The following is an 18,014-nucleotide window of genomic DNA, read 5'->3' on the forward strand; positions in this document are numbered from 1 at the left end:
ATTTCTATCGTCACGGTACTTATTTTAAAATAACATTGATTGACATTTTCTGCACCCCGCCCTATGTTGCCACATCACTGATTGGGTATAGTAAATTTTTCGCCAGAGACTTTACATGGGTAAGGCTTCAAGCAGAAAGTCTACCTCCCCTTAACCCCTTGGAGTCTCACATGGCTACTTCTATTTATGTCGGTAATTTGTCTTGGTCTGCTACCCAGGACGGCGTTGAAGCTCTCTTCAAGCCCTATGGCGATGTTCTTTCCGTCAACCTGATTTCTGATCGCGAAACCGGCCGCGCCCGTGGCTTCGGTTTTGTCGAAATGGACGAAAGCAGCGCCATCAACGCCATTTCCGCTCTTGACGGCAAAGAAGTTGACGGTCGCGCCCTGCGCGTGAACAAGGCTGAGCCCAAAAAGCCCGCCGCCCGTCGCTGGTAAGCCCAGCAAGCATTTAAAATGCAGGAAGGCCGTGATTATCACGGCCTTCTTTTTTTACCTGAGTCATGCCACAGCCTGCTCTAAGTAAATTCAACCGCCCTCAAAAATCGCAGGGCCCTGCTCAAGCTGCTGTCAGATGGGGAGCAGCTTGCAAAAAAAACAGCCTCTCCCCGCAATCCGGCTTCCCCAGTTGGCAATCACATGGAGTCATTCACCATCAAAAAATGGGGGGGGGAGGACAAACTGGCCCAGGAATGCAACACTCGGCTCTTGCAGCCCAATAACGTTGCCCCCCCCCGCCAAGAACAGCTCTACTACCCCCTATTTTATTACCACGCTTTATAACGCCGTTGCGTCAAGGCGCGTTCTCAGCTCATCTGCAACAAAGCGCAAGTTATTACTAAAAGTATCTTTTTTCACTAACGATGTATTCATACCGAGCCATTTATGTAATTTTAAATCATCTGATGCTGGTGGAAGACTATCAAGATATCTTTTCCAATTAGATAAAATTCTTTCTATTTCGGCACGTTGTTTTGAGTTAATTTGCATAATTCATTCTCCTGTTCATGTTCAAAAAAATTGTACCTCCTCACATGGGCAAATAAACTTTACCCATGGCAAAATAAAAGCATGGTGCGGATTGCTTGTAAAATGATTCATACTTTGCACATGATGCTCTCAAGCATTATATATTACAAACTGTTCAGGAATCATCACTCAATATCATTTTTGTACATGAAAAGTACATGATCAACATGGTCTTGTCCTTCTCGAGTTTCATCCCATCCGGCAATGCCTCTACCATCTAATATCTGTCTGATTATTTTTACAAAATCGTTAGCTCCTGTTGTCTTGTATGACGCACCGTCATCAATAATGATAGACATTGTTTTGCCATTTCCCGATGGCAATATTTTCATTTCATGTCCATCTGCAAGGGTGAAGCTTTTTTCACCCTCGCTCTTGAGAGCCACAGAGACAAGATCAAATTGATATTCCACAGCTACTCCCATCAATCAATATCTACCCACAGAATATCACAACAAATTAACAGTGTCTCTAAAATTGCTATAATTAAAAAATCAACAAAAATATATAGTAACAATAAAACTACACAAGTTGCATATACAATTAGCCCTGTTGCACGCAACTGTACGCATGGGGAGACGTTGAAACTACTCTCTACGATATTTTGCGCAGACAGCTTAATTATTTATAATAATTATATATTATTTTGAATCACAAGTCTTTCGGGCATGTTTGAAAACTCGGGCAACGGATGCGGTCACGCATATATTTTAATGACAGGGAAACAAAAACCACGGCGCGCCCATTCGCAAGCAGCCATTGTGCCCAAGCAAGCGCTTGGCGGGCATTCATGGCTAATCCCTTTTGACTACCGGCAACAAGAAGATTATGTTGCCCGCATGAACAAAGAAAACCTTCCTGTCATTCATCCCTGTATCAAATGTGGAAAGGCCCCAAAGGTCGAAGTATCCAGACCCGAAGGCAGAATCAACGACATATATCGGCTTGTCTGCGAATGCGGAAACTGCCCCTTGCAGTGGTCTGTCAGCGAATCTGCTGCTATCAGGCTGTGGAATTCATACGTTGCATCCTGATAATCTGTGGTGCTCCAATTTTGGGGGAGTCTGCAAAAAACAGACAATAAACTGAATCATGCATGACACACTGCATGCCTTGCGTTATTATGTATTTATTGTATTAATGCAGATTATTAATAAATTGAGAGAGTGTGCAGTAGTTTTTGGCAGATCAGATACATTTTCTGTGGATGCTATCAGTGTTGCGCTGCCAGCAGTTTCAAGATTGATGCCGGGTAAGGCGGTACAGCCAATTAGCCCTAAACAGGCAAGGAGGAGAAACACAACTCCTCCTTTTTTTATGCGCAAAGCTACTAGCAACCACAAATAATCCGCCACACACGCCCCCCCCACCGCCTCCAACGCAACCTGCCCCTCTTCAACGGGCACCGCCGCATCTCTGCGCCTTCCGAATTTCAAAGGGGACTCCCCTCCTTTTGTTGCCCACAGTAAATATCTTTATAAAAGTTATTTTAATTTAGCTAGTTAGTAAGCAGCACCAAGAAATGCAACCAAGCAGAATTTCTGATATTTTTCATTAATTGTAACGTTTTACAAATAACATCTCATTATAATTGACACTATTTGGATTTCAGACTACTTAGCTAAGTCAAAAGAAATTCAATTTCATTTCCAGATACCAACGTTCATTACTCCAAGCACTCAAACATGGGGATTTGAAGACATGCCCATATTTTTGACCGAATCAATTCTTGCCTTGTGCATGATCTTAACAGCTTTAACTTCCACATCATTTGCAAAAAATTCCCTTGCAAGCGGCCCCAAGGAAGCGTTCTGGTACGACGGCAAATGGGCGCACGAGCACTCTGATCTGCCACCAGATCCTGCCATCACCTTTGGGCGGCTGCCCAACGGATTCCGTTATGCGGTCATCCCTAATGCCAAGCCAGCTGGTCGCGTTTCCATGTATCTGAATGTTCAGGCCGGTTCGCTGATGGAAACGCCCAGTGAGTTAGGATATGCCCACTACATTGAGCATATGGCGTTTAACGGAACGCGCAATTTTGCGCCCGGCTCGCTCATTCCCTTTTTCCAGCGCCACGGCATGAGTTTTGGCGGCGACACCAATGCCCATACAGCATGGGCAGAAACCGTCTTCAAGCTCAACCTCACATCCTGCGACACCAGCACGCTTGCCTTGGGGATGAAAATTCTGCGCGACTTTGCGGATGGCATCCAGTTTGCCCCGCAAGAAGTCGCCAAGGAGCTGGGCGTTATTTTGGCAGAAAAAAATGTGCGCGACAGCGAAGCCATGGCAAGCAAACGCCAGCGCACGGCCCAGCTCTATGCGGGCACAGCCTTTGTGAACCAGCCCATCGGCACGGAAGACTGCATCCGGGGGGCAACCTCCGAGCGCCTGAAGGCCTTTTACCGCAAATGGTACCACCCGGAACGCATGATTCTGGTCATTGCGGGTTCCGTCACTGCCGCTCAAGTCAGCCAGCTTGTGAAAAACAGCTTTGCAGATATGGTGAACCCCGGCCCGGCGCCGCTTCCCCCGTTCTGGGGCGAGGCGCGGCTTGGCGGCATCCAGGCGCAAGGGGAGCAACGAGCAATCAGCGGCGAGGAAATTTCCGTAATTATGCGCTTTCCGCGCATGCACCAACGTGATACGCGCCAGAATCAGCAAAACCAGCTTGTGGATTCTGTGCTTGGCTACTGCATGCAACGTCGCCTGCTGGAGCGCGACCAGCGCGACAATCTCTGGAACAACGCGCGCTTTGCCGCCAACTGGCGGCAGGGCCTTACTCCTTCTGCCGCCATCGGCCTGACAACGCACTCCGGCGGCTGGCAACAGGCGCTGCCTGCCCTGGCGCAAGAGCTGAAGCGGGCGGCAACGCACGGCTTCACACGGCAGGAAATATCTCAGGCACTTGATTTTGCAGAAAAAAGAATTTCACGCTTCAAGGAACAGCGCCCGGGCATGAGCAATGCCGATGTGGCAGATCAGTTTGTGCGCACCGCCAATGCGGACTACGTCCAAACCGCGCCCGCCTTTGATCTGGACCTCTTCCGCCAGTTGCGGCCCTCCATCACGGAAGATACGGTTAATGCTGCGCTCCGCTCCATGCTGGCAATGGAAGATGTTTTCCTTGCCGTGGGCAGCGCCACGCCACCCGATGCAGCCGTCATCCTCGCCGCATGGCAAGAGGGCCTTGCTGCGCAGCAAGCGCCCACAGCGCCGACAAAATCCATTGCATTCCCCTACCTTGAACTTCCGCCGGCGGCATCGGCAACTGCGGCCCCCACAGTTGCGCCCATAGCCAGCCGCGATCTCTCCCTGCCGGGCAACCCAGCCGTAACCCTCCTCCAGACTCGCCTGAGCGATGCCGTTGAGTGCTACGTACTGCCGCTGAATTTTGAACCCAACAAGGCCTCGGTGCAGCTTCTCTTTGGCAAGGGATACGCCAACTTGCCCGACAGCGTCATCACCCTTGCCCAAACAGCCAACGCAACTCTGGCAGAAAGCGGCCTTGGCGCGCTCTCGCGCCTTGAAACGCAAAAGCTGGCAGAGCGCATGGGCGGCAGGGTCGGCGAGGTGCACGGCCCCAACAACGCAATCATCAGCGTTGAAGGTGACTCCCGGCAGCTTGAGCTGCTGGTGCAGGCGGTATGGACGCAATTCAGTGATCCGCAGCCTGAGACTGACGGCCTCCAGCGCGCCCTGCGCAAGCTTGAGGCTCAAAACCGCAAACAGACTGAAACAGTTGAAGAAGTTTCAAAAATAGCAGGGCAGGCCTTTTTTTACGGCAATGCGCGCAGATATCAGCCCCTCAGGCCCGAGGAAGCGGCCAGCCTTGACATTGACGATGTGCGCGGTTTTATCGCCGCCAGCCGCAAAAAAGAGCCTGTGCGTGTAATCATCAGCGGCGATATCGACCCCAACACATCTATTTCACTGGCAAAACGCTACTTCAGCCACATCACAACCCAGCCTGCGGCTGTAGAAGAAAACCCCGCCCCGCTGGAATTTCCTGCTGATAAATCCGCGAGCATTCAGGTTCCGGATTCTGTAGATCAGGCCGTTGTCCGCAAGGCATGGCGTCTTGATTTCGCACCGCAGGGCAACAGGGAGGTTCTGGCTGCCCGGCAGCTTGCGTCAGCGCTGCTGCGCGACAAACTGCGCCGCGATCTGCGGGAGCGCATGGGCGCAAGCTACAGCCCCAGCGCCTTTTACCGCACCATGCCCAATGAGGACGGTTATTCCCTGCTCCAGATCGATGTACACACCAACCGGGAACAGATGGGGCAGGTTACGGAATATCTTGGAACTCTCGCCCCCTGGAAGGTAAGCCAGCAGGAACTGGACAGACTGCGCCTGCCCATGCTCACCCAGGTTCAGACCAGCCGCAGCAGCACCCAGTACTGGCAACGCATGCTGCTGACGGAACTGGCTACAGGCTACCCCTATCTTGAATGGAGCAAAACAACAGAGAGCAACCTGCAAAACTGCACAAAAGAAGCGGTAGCAGAAGCCCTGAAAGACCTTCTTGCAGCTCCCTCCGCCATGTGGACAGTTGCAGCGCATCCCCAAACCAGCGTCGACCAGAGCAATACCGCCAAGGAGAGCAAGTGATGGATGAACTCATTTCATGCAAGGCTCTTCGTCACAGCTACCACGGCACAGAGGTGTTGCACGGTGTGGACTTCAGCGTGTCACGTGGCGAGATTGTGGGCTTGCTGGGTAAAAACGGCGCGGGAAAAAGCACCAGCATCAACATCCTGATGGGCTTCATGCAGCCGGATTCAGGCCGGTGCATGGTCATGGGGCACCCAAGCCACGCCATACCACCGCAGGTGCGCGCACGTATCGGCCTGCTGCACGAAGGTTTCATCCAGTATAATTTCATGACCATCGGCGAAATTGAACGCTTCTATTCCTGCTTTTATCCACAGTGGGACAAGGGCATCTATTATGATGTGGTGGGCCGCATGGACATCCCCTTTACCCGGCGCATCACAAGGCTTTCCTGCGGGCAGCGCTCGCAGGTCACGCTGGGCCTCATTTTGGCGCAACGGGCCGAACTGATGATTCTTGACGACTATTCCCTTGGCCTTGATGTGGGCTACCGCCGGCTGTTTCTCGACTTTTTGCGGGATCATGTGCGCCGCTACGGCACCACGGTCTTACTGACCTCGCACGTGGTGCAGGAACTGGAAAACCTGCTTGATTCGCTGGTGGTTATCCACAAGGGAACAGTTCTGGCCAAAGAACGTCAGGCGGATTTCATGCGTTCATTTTTGCGCTATGACCTGCCGCTTTGCACTGCCGCAGACGAGTTGCGCAATAACGATGGCCCGTTGCTGCGGGTCGAGCGTTGCGCAGACAGGCTGATGCTGTTCAGCCGGGCCCAGCCGGATGAAATGCGAACTTTTCTTGAAGCACGAGGGGTGGCTTGCCCTGATGGCGCGCCCCAACCCGTGCCCATGACTTTTGAAGACGCATTTGTGGGCCTGACGGGCAGATACTAGGGCATTTTATGCGGCAATCTGCTCTGAACGGCGCAGTAATACGGCATACAGCAAAGCAGGAAGGACATGATCAAGGCACTGTTTTTTAAGGAATGGATCAAACTGCGCTACTTCTGGTGCATACCCTTTATTTTCGCTGGCGCGGCCCTTGCGGATTACCACCTGACGTTCAAGGGCGTGCTTTCCATGCACGGAGCCGTGGACACCTGGAACGGGCTGATATTCAAGGAAAGCATCTATTTTACCTCTCTCCAGTGGGCCTTCATTCTTGGCGGCATCTGGCTTGCCTCGGTGCAGATGGCCCCTGAATGCGTGGGCAAAAGACTGCGCCTGCTCTTTCACCTACCGGTCAACGCCATCCCTGCTCTTGCTGTTCAGGCCGTCACCGGTCTGGGCCTGATGGCGCTTGTATTCTGCGCCGCTTCCGCAGGCTTTGCCCTGATAAACAATCACCATGGCCTGCCGCCGGAGCTTTCCGTACCCATGTTCAAAACCCTGCTGCCCTGGGGGCTGGCTGGCCTCACAAGCTGGTGCGCCACTGCCGCCGCCATTGCCGACCCTTCGTTCGAACGCAAGATATGCTTTGCTCTGGCGGGGTTTGCCTATGTGACCATGCTGACAGGGGGGCGAGGTTTTGCGCCCATGAACAACAGCATATGGCTTTACGCCGCAGCCTGTCTGCCCTGGATTCCGGCTGTGGCCGCAGCCGCCCTGCGGGTCAAGGAGGGAGAATAATGCGTATTTACTGGCTTCGCCTTGCCCCGGTGTTTCTGGGTATTTTTGTTCTGGCCTGGTTTGTTCCGCAACTGTATCTGCGGGCCACGCGGGCGGATTATCTTCAGCTAAGCGCTGTATACAGTTCGGTAAAAAATGACTTTATCATTTTTGAAACAGGGCCTTCGGTGTTCCAGTTCAGGGACGAGGAAGGCAACCGCATCAGCCAGCGTGATGGCCGCATGGCCCTGCCTTACATGTTTTCGCGCGATGTGGAAAAATGGGGAGGGTTCCCCATGAGCATCAACGGACGCTCCGTCACCTTCAGGGATGCACAGGAAGGCGTGCGCCTGCGGGCAACCCCGCGCGAGGTCATGCTTCCGCAGTCCCGTGTTCTTGTGCTTATGGAATCCGCGCCTGAAACCGCTTCCTTTTCCCTGCCGCCGGATATCCTGCTGCTGGACGACACCCGTCTGCGCTTTGTGAATTGCGCCGACGGCAAGGAAAACACCGCCAAGGGAGCCGCCTTTACCGCCGCCGTGCTCGCCGCCGGGGCGCAGTTTCCCCTTCAGGCCGCAGGCAGCAATGTCGACCCCTTCAAAAGTCTGGATGAAGGCCTCTTCTTTGTGGATGCAAAGGGCACGCTCCTTCAATTGCTTATGGTGCGCGGCAAGCCCGAATGCCGCAACACCGGGCACGTCATCCCCGGCAAAGCGCTGCGCGTGGATGTGCGCGAAAACAAATACAGCGACCTGCTGGGCACTATCGCCACAGAAACAGGTCTGTACATAAACAGGCGCGGTCAGGCCCCCATGCGTCTGCCCTTGCAGTACCAGCCTGACGTGCAGAATGTTTCGGTGTGGGCCACCCCGCTGGACGCGACCTTTAACGTGAACACCCTTGGCTCGCACATGGCGCAGGATGTGCTTGTGATCGCCGCTGACGGCGACCTTAAAATCATCCGCAACCTGCTGCTCAGCCCGCCTGCAACTGTCGTTGAACGGCAGATAAACCAGCAGCGCTGGCTTTCATTCCTCTGCCCGCTGATTGTAGTGCAGTTTGAACCGCATATTGCCGGAACCAGCCTGAAAATCACCTTGCCGGAATATCCCCTCTGGGCCGCTGGCGGAAACCTGCTAAGCCTGTTCCTGCTCCTTTCCATCCGTAAACGGCAGAACAACAGACGCATGGAATCAGGCACGCTGCTGCGCACCTGCGCCCCCGAAATTCTGCTTGTACTTGTTTTTGGTCTGCCTGCCCTGCTGACGCTTCTGGTTGCAGGCCCTCTGGCACGAATGCTGCCGCAGGGCTGTCATTGCGGCAGCGCCGCTTAACATACACGGGTTGATGCTGCGCTCACGCGCGCGAAAGGCAGTGCGCCAGCATTAAGGGCGCACGGGCTTTCGGTTTGTCTGTCACAGGAAGAAAGGTAGCCTTAAAGATGAAAAGGAAATTGCATTCTTTTTTTAAGAAAAAAGCGCTCTGTGTGCAGCTCATGCTGCTGGCTGCGGCACCGTTGGCGCAACTCCCCTCAGCACGCATGGCACTTGCTGTTGAATCGGAATCACCAGATGACGCAGCCATTGAAGAGGCTTTGCGCAGCAATGGCGCACCCGCCCAAGCTCAGCAGGGCAAATCGGCAGAAGGCCCAGCTGCGGGCGAACCAGCCGGGAAAGTACACCGGCTGGAAGGGGTACAGGTTCGCGGCCAAACAGAACAGCCCGGCGAAATTTTGATCGACCGCCGCACCATGGACATGACCCCATCGGCGACCAATAGCATCAATGACCTGTTGCGCGGGCAATCCAACGTGCAGTTTGATTCGTCCTCACGTAGCGGCATGCTCGGCGGCGAGATCACACCGCCCAAAATTTCCATTCGTGGCGCAAAACACTACGAAAACAACTTCATCATCAACGGTCTGGGCAACAACAATCTCATTAACCCCGGCGGGTATGAACACACCGCCAATAGCGGCATCCCATCCGGCGATTCGCAGTCCATCATGCTCAGCACCGACATGCTGGACACCGTGAAGGTTTACACGGAAAACGTGCCCGCCAAGTACGGCGACTTTCTTGGCGGCGTGATTGACGCCAAGCTGCGCGACGCCGCTTCGGACAGATGGCGCGGCATGGCGGCCTTTCGCTATACGGACAGCAACCTGACGCAATTTCACTACACCAACAGTGACAGCAACGCTCAACCCCTTGCAGGCAACAATTACCAACCGGAATTTTACAAGTATTATCCTTCGCTGCGGCTGGAAGGTCCCCTGTGGCAAAACGGCCCTGGCGTCATGATGGCCTACACCAACACAACATCCATCATCCCGCTCAAGCTCAAGGCTGGCAATGGCTCCGTGACCGAACGCCGACTGAATGAAAACTACCTCTTCAAGATCAACACGCCGGAGACCAGCCCGCTGTATCTGAGCCTCACCACCATTTACGCGCCCTACAAGGCAACCCTGTTCAACGCCAACTTCAAGGACGGCGGCGAATACAGCGTAAACGGCGGCGGCGTTGATATGATGCTCAACAGCCACTACGACTTCCCCATCGGACGCTGGAGCAACGATATCACCTACAGCAAAAACAATCTCGACCGCAAAAACAGCAAAGATGTCAATTATGTCTGGCTAATAACCCCTTCCACCAAAAGCTGGGCCTATAACAACAATCTGGCAACGGAAGGCGGCTACGGCAACTACACCCAGCAGCAGACTACCCTGAGCTGGGCCAGCAGCATGGACTTCAAGGCCTTTGGCCCCAAGTACTTCACCCATCAGCTGGAAACCGGCTTTGAACTCAAAAAAATCATGCTGGAGAGCGAACGCGGCGGGTACACGGTTTTTACCAGCGCCAAAAAGGACGCCAGAGCATCCGGCTCCTACGACAACGGCGTCATAACGGGCGAGCAGTTTGCCAGGACAAAGCAGGTTTACAACGACCTCGAGCGCCGCGAGAGCGTGTTTGCCCCGGCATTTTATTTACAGGACACCATCAAGGTTGAGCGGGTTACCATCCGCCCCGGTGCGCGCGTTTCCTATGATTCGCTGACCGAAAACACCGATGTGGCTCCGCGCTTTTTTGTCAATATCGACCTGCTCAACGACAACCGGTTTAATGTTTTCGGCGGTTACAACCGCTATTACGGAACCCAGGTAATGGAACGGGCCCTGCGCGGCAGCTCATATTATCAAACCTTCACGCGCGCGAACTGGAACACCCCATGGATTGCTGGCCCGAAAGCGCCTCCTGGGGCGTTCCGCCTTGGGTCCCTCAAAACCCCGTACAACGATGAATACACGTTTGGCGCCTCGGCTGACGTGTGGGATACGCTGTTCAAGGCCACCTACGTCAAACGCGACTACCGCAATCAGCTCAAGGGCGCCATGGTCAAGGAAAATGGGATTAGCTACTCCCAGTATTCCAACGAGGGCAAGACCGACTACAAGGGCATCACGCTTTCTGCCGAGCGCACCTTTGATTTTGGCGACTGGGGCAAGCACACGGGCGAGCTTTCCGCCACATGGTCCAAAACCGAAGGCAACTATACGGACTGGACAAACGATTCCTACAATGAAACGGACTCCACCATCCGCGATCCAAACTTTGTGCTGCTCAACGGCGTGGTCACTCCAAAGGGTGACATGCCTGCCAGTAACTTCAACTCTCCCTGGGTTATCGCCTACACCCACAGCGCCCAGTTCTGGGAAGACCGCCTGCGCCTCATGGGCCAGTTGCGCTGGGAACAGGGCGGAAAACGCCTTTACAATGATTCCGGCTCCACCAATGTGGTCGGGCCTTCCGGCCTTATCCTTTCGTCCTACAGAACGGCCTATCAGGAAGACAGCCTCAACGTTGACGCCAAGCTGAGCTTTGACGCCATCAAGTACAAGGATCAGACCCTTACGCTGGAAGTGGAAGCGCTCAATCTGCTGGACAGAAAAAACCTGTCCAACCTCAGCACAACCGCCACATCGCAGGGCACCTACGCCCTGGGCCGCCAGTTTTACTTTGGCGTAAAATACACCTTCTAACGCATCTGGAGCCACCACGTCATGCATGCTGAAACGGCAGCGGCAGCCGCCACCCCACGTCATCCAGCCATGAATCGCGCGCCTTACGGGCCGTTGCGCGGTAGTCTGGCTGCGCTCAGGGCTGGCGTGTGCGCGGCGCTGCTGGCCGCCGTCACAGTTTCGCCCGCCCTGGGCGCGCCCCATGAGGTTCTGGGTCTGTGGGAGGATGCTCAGCAAAGCGACTCTCTCCCGCCATTTGCCCACGTCACCCCGGACGCGCCCAAGGGCGGGAGGCTCCGCCTGAGCGCCATTGGCACATTCGACAGCTTCAATCCCTTCAGCCCCCGTGGCGTCAGCGCGGCGCAGCTTGGCCTGACTTACGAAACCCTTGGCGTGAGCCAGCGCGGTACGCAGGAATTCATCATGCGCGGGCTGCTGGCCGAAAGCTTTGACCTCTCGCCTGACCGCTCAACCCTGCGTGTGCGCCTGCGTCCGCAAGCCCGGTTTTCTGACGGCGTCCCTGTTACAGCGCAGGATGTGGCCTTTACCTTCACAGCCCTCATCAAGCAGGCCTCGCCCGTCTACCGCTCTTATTACGAACAGGTGCAAGGAGTGGAAATTACGGGTGAACATGAGGTCATCTTCAAGCTTGCCTCCGGCACCAACCGCGAACTGCCGCTCATTGTCTGCCAGATGCCCGTATTGCCCGCCCACTGGTGGCAAGGCCGCAATCTGGGCGACCCGCAGACGGACATCATGCCCGGCAGCGGCCCCTACCGCCTTACAGGCAGCGTTATGGGCTCGCGCCTCATTTACGAGCGCCGCAATGACTGGTGGGGGCAAAACCTGCCCGTCAATCAGGGCCGCTACAATTTTGATACGGTTCAGGTGGATTATTACCGTGATGTTTCCGTTGCGCGCGAAGCCTTTTTTGCCGGAGAAGCGGATTTTTACAGCGAAAGCAATATCAAGGACTGGACCAATGCCTACAACGTGCCCGCCGTGCGCGATGGACGCATTACACGACAGCTTCAGGAGTATGCCAGCCCCATGGGCATGGGCGGCATTTTCATGAACACCCGCCGCCCGGCACTGGCAGACAGGCGCGTGCGTCAGGCGCTGAACTTGCTGTTTGATTTTGATTGGATGAACAGCGCCTTCTTTTACAATGCCTACACGCGCTACAGCAGTTTTTTCACCGGCTCCCCCTTTGCGGCGCAGCCCCTGCCTTCCGCCGGGGAGCTTGAACTCATGGAGCGCTGGCGCGACAGGCTTGATCCCGCAGTTTTCGGCCCGCTGCCAGCGCAGCCCGCTGGCGGACGCGATACCGAACGCCAAAGAATGCGCGCCGCACTGCATCTGCTGGAACAAGCTGGCTGGCGCATACAAAACGGCGAGATGCTCAACGCTCAGGGCCAGTCCCTCAGCCTGACCATCCTGACCAGTTCGCCCTCCATGCAGCGCGTGTACACGCCCTTTCGCAATACGCTCAAAAGGCTGGGCATCACGCTCAACGTGCGGCTGGTGGATCAGACCCAATATGTCAGCCGCGTGCGGGCATTCGACTTTGACCTTATTCAGGCCACGGTGCGGCAGTCGTCCAATCCCGGCAACGAGCAGCGCAACTACTGGTCTTCAGCGGCTGCCGGGGCGCGGGGTTCGCGCAATTATGCGGGCATACGCGATGCTGTGATCGATTCGCTGGTGGACGAACTGGTAGCGGCCCCCACCCGCGAGGATCTGCACACCCGCGCCGCACTGCTGGACAGGCTGCTGCAACACGGCTGCTACGTCATCCCCGCATGGTACAGCGGCAGCATGCGCATTGCATGGTGGAAAGACCGCATCACCCCGCCAGCAGAGCAAGGCAATGAAGGCGTGGACATCATGGCATGGCATGTTCCGGCAACCGGGGCTACGCCGCCAGCGCAGGTTGTGCCCGCCGCCGCTGCGCAAACCGACAGGGAGGCGCGCTGATGCTGCGTTACACTCTTCGCCGTCTGTTGCTGATATTCCCGACTCTGCTGGGCATTCTGACCATCAACTTTTTTATCGTGCAGACTGCGCCCGGCGGGCCCGTGGAGCAGTTCATCGCCATGCTGGAAGGCAGCGGCAGCGCTTATATGGAACGGGTGGGCAGCGCCGGAGCCGACCTGCCCGCAGCAGGCATGGCAGATACTGCTGAAAGTGCCTATTCCGGCGCGCGCGGGCTTAACCCGCAAACGCTGGACGCCATCCGCAAGCTCTATGGCTTCGACAAGCCCATCCTCACCCGCTATGTGGAAATGCTGCGCGACTTTGCCATGTTTGATTTCGGCAAAAGTCTGTTCAAGGCAGACAGCGTAGCTGGGCTGCTTGTAAACGCCTTGCCTGTTTCCATAAGCATCGGCGTGTGGAGCACCCTGCTCATCTACCTTGTGTCCATACCCGTAGGCATAGCCAGGGCCGTGCGCCGGGGCAGCACCTTTGACTTCGCCACCGGGGCCGTCATGGTGGCGGCCAGCGCCATCCCCGGTTTTCTGTTTGCCGTGCTGCTGATCGTGCTGTTTGCGGGCGGCTCCTACTGGCAGATATTCCCGTTGCGGGGCCTGCACACCCTTGGTTACGAGAGCCTGCCCTTCTGGCGGCAGGTGCTGGACTATATGCACCACATGGCCCTGCCCGTGCTTTCCATGACCATCGGCGGTTTTGCCGGGCTCACCATGCTGACCCGCAATTCCTTTCTGGACGAACTGAGCAAGCAGTATGTTGAAACAGCGCGCGCCAAGGGCCTGAGCGAAAGAACCGTGCTGTACGGGCATGTGTTTCGCAACGCCATGCTGATCATCATTGCCGGGCTGCCCGGCGCGTTTGTGCGTATGTTTTTTGCCGGGTCGCTGTTGATAGAGACCATATTCTCGCTCAACGGGCTGGGGCTGCTGGGATTTGAGGCCGCCATGCAGCGGGATTATCCCGTCATGTTCGCCACGCTCTACATTTTCACGCTCATCGGCCTTGTGACGTCCATCATTGGAGATCTGACCATGACAAAGGTTGATCCCCGCATCGATTTCAGCGGGAGGAGCAAGGCATGAACCCCATCACACGCCGCAGATGGCAGACGTTCCGCAGCAACCGCCGGGCATTCGTCAGCCTGTGCCTGTTCTGCCTGTGCTTTACCGCCAGCCTGTGCTCCGAGTTTGTGGCCAATGACCGTCCTCTGGTGGTGAGCTATGAAAACCGGCTCTACTTTCCCATGTTTCACACTCTGGACGAGCGCGTCTTTGGGGGCGACCTGCCCATTGCCGCCGACTTTGCAGACCCATTCATCCAGACCGCCATTGCGGAGCGCGGCTGGGCCTTGTGGCCCCCGGTGCGCTATTCTTTCAACACCATTTCGCGGCAGGAAGGCACGACCTTTCCCGCGCCGCCAGGGCACGGCAACTGGCTGGGCACGGATGATCAGGGGCGGGACATACTGGCGCGGCTGCTTTATGGATTCCGCATTTCCGTACTGTTCGGTCTGTGCCTCTCTTTTTTCGGCTGCGCTGTGGGAATGACCGCAGGGGTTGCCCAGGGCTATTACGGCGGGCTGCCAGACCTGCTGTTTCAGCGCTTCATGGAGGTGTGGGGCGGAATTCCCGTGCTGTACCTCATCATCATCATTTCCAGCGTCATGACCATGGGATTCTGGGCGCTGCTTGCCCTCATGCTGGCCTTCAGCTGGATGCGCGTGGTGGGCGTGGTGCGGGCCGAGAGCCTGCGGGCGCGCAACATGGAATACGTGCGGGCGGCCCGCGCGCTGGGCGTGCCGGATAAAAGCATCATGCTGCACCATGTGTTGCCCAACGCTGTTGTGGCCCTGATCTCCATTCTTCCCTTCCTGGTCAATGCTTCCATCGTCACCCTGACATCACTGGACTTTCTGGGTTTTGGCCTGCCGCCGGAATACCCCTCGCTGGGCGAACTGGTGGTGCAGGGCAAAAACAACCTCTTTGCCCCGTGGATAGGCCTTGCCGCCTTTTTTACCCTTGCGGGCATGCTGACCTGCCTCGTTTTCATTGGCGAGGGCCTGCGCGATGCCTTTGACCCCGGCGTGTTTTTGAGCGGCGGCACGGCAGACGCAAAGAACACGCAAAACACATGGAGGGAGCAGGCATGAGCCTTCTTGACGTTCAAAACCTGCATGTGGCCTTTGCCAGAGCTGATGCAAGAGGCAATGCGCAAAATGGAAATGGCGTATCCGCCCCGGTAGGCCTTAGCGCAGCTAGAGGCACAGCGGTACGCGATGTTTCGTTCAGAGTGGAGAAAGGCCAGTGCGTTGCCCTTGTGGGCGAGAGCGGCGCGGGCAAAACCCTCACCTCCCGTTCCATCGTGCGTCTGCTCCCCGGCGGGGCGCACGTAACCCAGGGGCGCATTCTGTTTAAGGGCGAGGACGTGCTCAGCCTGCCGGACAAGGCCGTCATGGCCCTGCGCGGACGCAAAATCGGCATGGTTTTTCAGGATCCGCTGGCCGCGCTCAATCCCCTGCACCGTGTGGGCGATCAGGTGGCCGAATGCCTGCGCGCGCACGAAAGCCTGAGCGAGGAACAGGTGCGCTCGCGAGTGCTGGATCTCTTTGACCTTGTGCGGCTCGACCATGCTGTGGAACGCTACGGGGCCTACCCGCACCAGCTTTCCGGCGGGCAAAGGCAGCGCATCATGCTTGCCCTGGCTGTGGCCAACAAGCCCGACCTGCTTATTGCGGATGAACCCACAACGGCTCTGGACGCCACCGTGCAACAGGCCATTCTGGAACTTTTGCGCGACATGCGCGCGGAACTGGGCATGAGCCTGCTGCTTGTGAGCCATGATCTGGGCATGGTGCGGCGCTTTGCGGATACGGTTCACGTGATGCGCCACGGCGAAATTGTGGAGTCGTCCTCCTCGCTCTTTGCAGACCCACAGCACGAATACACCCGCGCCCTGCTCCACACAGGCAGCCGTCAGTGGGCCGAGGACGCCCCCCGGCATGGCGGCAGCCCCATTCTGGAGGCGCAGGGTCTGAGCGTGGATTTTTGCCGCCCGAAAACGCGGCTTTTCCAGCGTGCGCAGCCGCCCTTTACAGCGCTGGACAACGTAAACTTTGCCCTGCATCAGGGCGAATGCCTGGGTATTGTGGGCGAGAGCGGGTCAGGCAAATCAAGTCTGGCCCTGGCAGTGCTGCGGCTTGTGACCAGCCGTGGCGGAATTCTCCTTATGGGCAAAGAAATCCAGAACCTGACCCATGCGCAAATGGCGCCCCTGCGCGCCAGCATCCAGGTGGTCTTTCAAAATCCTTATCTTTCGCTCAATCCGCGTATGTGCGTGCATGACCTCGTTGAGGAAGGTCTGCGTGTGCACGCCCCGCGAGTGCAGGACAGGCCGCAGCGCGTCCTTGAGGCCTTGCGGGATGTGGGGCTTTCCCCGGCATATGCCAGCCGTTTTCCGCACGAACTTTCCGGCGGTGAACGCCAGCGCGTAGCCATTGCGCGCGCCCTTGTGCTGCGCCCCCGCGTACTGCTGCTGGACGAGCCCACCTCATCATTGGACAGGGCGCTGCAATTTCAGATCATTGAACTACTGCGCGGCTTGCAGCAACGCTTTGGCATGTCGCTGATCTTTATCAGCCATGATCTCACACTGGTGAAAGGCTTTTGCCAGCGGGTGCTCGTGCTGGACAAGGGCAAATGCGTGGAACAGGGGCCAGTGCGTGAGGTCTTTTGTCAGCCGCAGTCGGCCAAATTGCGCGAACTGCTCAAAGCTTCCGCCCAGAGCGAAGACCAGCATCTGCCCCCCGCTGGCCCTGTGGCGGCGCGCCCCACCCTGCGGCGCATCAATCCTCAAAAACTGGGCGCTGCTTCTGCCGCATCCCGGAAAACGCACAAAAGAGGCCTGCTGTTCTCGCTGGGCGTACACGCCGCGCTATTTATATGTCTGTGGGGCATTCCCTTGCAGGCCTCTGGCGGCGGAGAATCGTCCATGCGGGTTTCCCTTGTGGGCATGGGCATGGGCACTGCCACGCAAGGTGCAAGCAAAGCCTCGGCCACCAACGGCACTGATCCCACCGCCACAGCCAGGGAGGAGCGCAACGCCCCGGTTGAGGAAAAAGAACGGCCCAAGGACAAAAAAACGCCGCAGGCCGAGCAGCCAGTTGAACAGCCGGATCTGATACTCAAAAAAAAGTGCGAGCCAAAGCGTCCGCCCAAAAAGGAGCATCAGCAAAAACGGCTCACGGCCAAAACAGAAGACCGCCCCCCCATGGAAACACCGCCGCCCTCACTGGGCAGTGAAGCCCGGCAAGGGCCGGATAGTGAGTCCGGAGGCAGCGCCGCCGAAGCTCAGGGCAGCGGCAGAAACGATGGAGGACAGGGCGGCGGCAGCGGCGGCGGGCTTGGCATGCATCAGGGGCGTGGTCAGGGCGCTGGCTCGGTATACGGCTTCAACCAGTGGGATCAGTCGCCAGTGCCCATCCACCGGGTAAAACCCAACTACCCGCCTGCGGCTAAACGCATTGGCAAGGAAGGCACCGTCATTGTGCGGGCCGTCATTGACGCCCAGGGCAAGGTGGTGCGCGCCGTGGTTCTGCCGGGCAAGGAAACGCAGCACTTCAAGGAAGAAACCCTTGAAGCCGTACAGCGCTGGCGCTTTGCCCCCGGCAAGGTGGGCGGCAAACCTGTGATGTGCGTGGTGGAATTTCCCGTCGATTTCAGCATCAGCAGATAACATGTTAAACATTAT

General features: G+C 56.6%; 12 protein-coding genes. 10 read left to right on the forward strand and 2 right to left on the reverse strand.

The annotated features are described in order from the left end of the window. Window positions 1-170 precede the first annotated feature (170 nt). A complete protein-coding gene (locus ACUZ79_RS11425) occupies window positions 171-437 on the forward strand; it encodes an RNA recognition motif domain-containing protein (protein WP_022658563.1) in 267 nt (88 codons plus the stop codon). Between the two features lie 339 nt (window positions 438-776). Here ACUZ79_RS11425 and ACUZ79_RS11430 read toward each other — a convergent pair whose 3' ends face one another. Both ACUZ79_RS11430 and ACUZ79_RS11435 read right to left on the reverse strand, forming a co-directional pair. After that, complete coding sequence (locus ACUZ79_RS11430) at window positions 777-989, reverse strand: hypothetical protein (protein ID WP_449249585.1); 213 nt, start codon at window positions 987-989, stop codon at window positions 777-779. A gap of 164 nt (window positions 990-1,153) precedes the next feature. Beyond that, a complete protein-coding gene (locus ACUZ79_RS11435; RefSeq protein ID WP_449251680.1) occupies window positions 1,154-1,441 on the reverse strand; it encodes a hypothetical protein in 288 nt (95 codons plus the stop codon). A gap of 1,288 nt (window positions 1,442-2,729) precedes the next feature. Here ACUZ79_RS11435 and ACUZ79_RS11440 point away from each other — a divergent pair. From ACUZ79_RS11440 to ACUZ79_RS11480, 9 genes are all read left to right on the forward strand, one after another. Further along, window positions 2,730-5,642: a M16 family metallopeptidase gene (locus ACUZ79_RS11440; protein ID WP_449251681.1), complete on the forward strand. Its 2,913-nt coding sequence runs from the start codon at window positions 2,730-2,732 to the stop codon at window positions 5,640-5,642. Beyond that, entirely contained in the window at window positions 5,642-6,538 is an 897-nt protein-coding gene (locus ACUZ79_RS11445; RefSeq protein WP_449251682.1) for an ABC transporter ATP-binding protein, read from the forward strand. Before ACUZ79_RS11440 ends, ACUZ79_RS11445 begins: the two co-directional genes overlap by 1 nt. A gap of 66 nt (window positions 6,539-6,604) precedes the next feature. Continuing rightward, window positions 6,605-7,273, forward strand: coding sequence for a hypothetical protein (locus tag ACUZ79_RS11450; protein WP_449251683.1), 669 nt, complete (start codon window positions 6,605-6,607; stop codon window positions 7,271-7,273). Next, window positions 7,273-8,586: a DUF4857 domain-containing protein gene (locus ACUZ79_RS11455; RefSeq protein WP_449251684.1), complete on the forward strand. Its 1,314-nt coding sequence runs from the start codon at window positions 7,273-7,275 to the stop codon at window positions 8,584-8,586. The genes ACUZ79_RS11450 and ACUZ79_RS11455 overlap by 1 nt, the downstream gene beginning before the upstream one ends. A 206-nt stretch (window positions 8,587-8,792) precedes the next feature. Then, window positions 8,793-11,297 (forward strand): hypothetical protein, encoded by a 2,505-nt coding sequence (locus ACUZ79_RS11460; RefSeq protein ID WP_449251685.1) that lies wholly within the window; start codon window positions 8,793-8,795, stop codon window positions 11,295-11,297. A gap of 21 nt (window positions 11,298-11,318) precedes the next feature. Continuing rightward, window positions 11,319-13,253 (forward strand): extracellular solute-binding protein, encoded by a 1,935-nt coding sequence (locus tag ACUZ79_RS11465; RefSeq protein ID WP_449251686.1) that lies wholly within the window; start codon window positions 11,319-11,321, stop codon window positions 13,251-13,253. Next, window positions 13,253-14,350, forward strand: coding sequence for a microcin C ABC transporter permease YejB (locus tag ACUZ79_RS11470; protein WP_449251687.1), 1,098 nt, complete (start codon window positions 13,253-13,255; stop codon window positions 14,348-14,350). The genes ACUZ79_RS11465 and ACUZ79_RS11470 overlap by 1 nt, the downstream gene beginning before the upstream one ends. After that, on the forward strand, window positions 14,347-15,417 hold the full coding sequence (locus ACUZ79_RS11475; protein ID WP_240824653.1) for an ABC transporter permease: 1,071 nt from the start codon (window positions 14,347-14,349) through the stop codon (window positions 15,415-15,417). The genes ACUZ79_RS11470 and ACUZ79_RS11475 overlap by 4 nt, the downstream gene beginning before the upstream one ends. After that, the gene (locus ACUZ79_RS11480; RefSeq protein ID WP_449251688.1) at window positions 15,414-17,999 is read left to right on the forward strand and encodes a dipeptide ABC transporter ATP-binding protein; all 2,586 of its coding nucleotides are present in this window, start codon (window positions 15,414-15,416) and stop codon (window positions 17,997-17,999) included. The genes ACUZ79_RS11475 and ACUZ79_RS11480 overlap by 4 nt, the downstream gene beginning before the upstream one ends. Window positions 18,000-18,014 lie beyond the last annotated feature (15 nt).

The organism is Desulfovibrio faecalis (assembly GCF_053570625.1).

Bases quoted from the DNA above. Each gene is read 5' to 3' on its own strand.
- ACUZ79_RS11465 (WP_449251686.1), top strand. From the start codon at position 11,319: ATGCATGCTGAAACGGCAGCGGCAGCCGCCACCCCACGTCATCCAGCC.
- ACUZ79_RS11480 (WP_449251688.1), top strand. From the start codon at position 15,414: ATGAGCCTTCTTGACGTTCAAAACCTGCATGTGGCCTTTGCCAGAGCT.
- ACUZ79_RS11440 (WP_449251681.1), top strand. From the start codon at position 2,730: ATGCCCATATTTTTGACCGAATCAATTCTTGCCTTGTGCATGATCTTA.
- ACUZ79_RS11425 (WP_022658563.1), top strand. From the start codon at position 171: ATGGCTACTTCTATTTATGTCGGTAATTTGTCTTGGTCTGCTACCCAG.
- ACUZ79_RS11470 (WP_449251687.1), top strand. From the start codon at position 13,253: ATGCTGCGTTACACTCTTCGCCGTCTGTTGCTGATATTCCCGACTCTG.
- ACUZ79_RS11445 (WP_449251682.1), top strand. From the start codon at position 5,642: ATGGATGAACTCATTTCATGCAAGGCTCTTCGTCACAGCTACCACGGC.
- ACUZ79_RS11455 (WP_449251684.1), top strand. From the start codon at position 7,273: ATGCGTATTTACTGGCTTCGCCTTGCCCCGGTGTTTCTGGGTATTTTT.
- ACUZ79_RS11475 (WP_240824653.1), top strand. From the start codon at position 14,347: ATGAACCCCATCACACGCCGCAGATGGCAGACGTTCCGCAGCAACCGC.
- ACUZ79_RS11450 (WP_449251683.1), top strand. From the start codon at position 6,605: ATGATCAAGGCACTGTTTTTTAAGGAATGGATCAAACTGCGCTACTTC.
- ACUZ79_RS11460 (WP_449251685.1), top strand. From the start codon at position 8,793: ATGGCACTTGCTGTTGAATCGGAATCACCAGATGACGCAGCCATTGAA.
- ACUZ79_RS11430 (WP_449249585.1), bottom strand. From the start codon at position 989: ATGCAAATTAACTCAAAACAACGTGCCGAAATAGAAAGAATTTTATCT.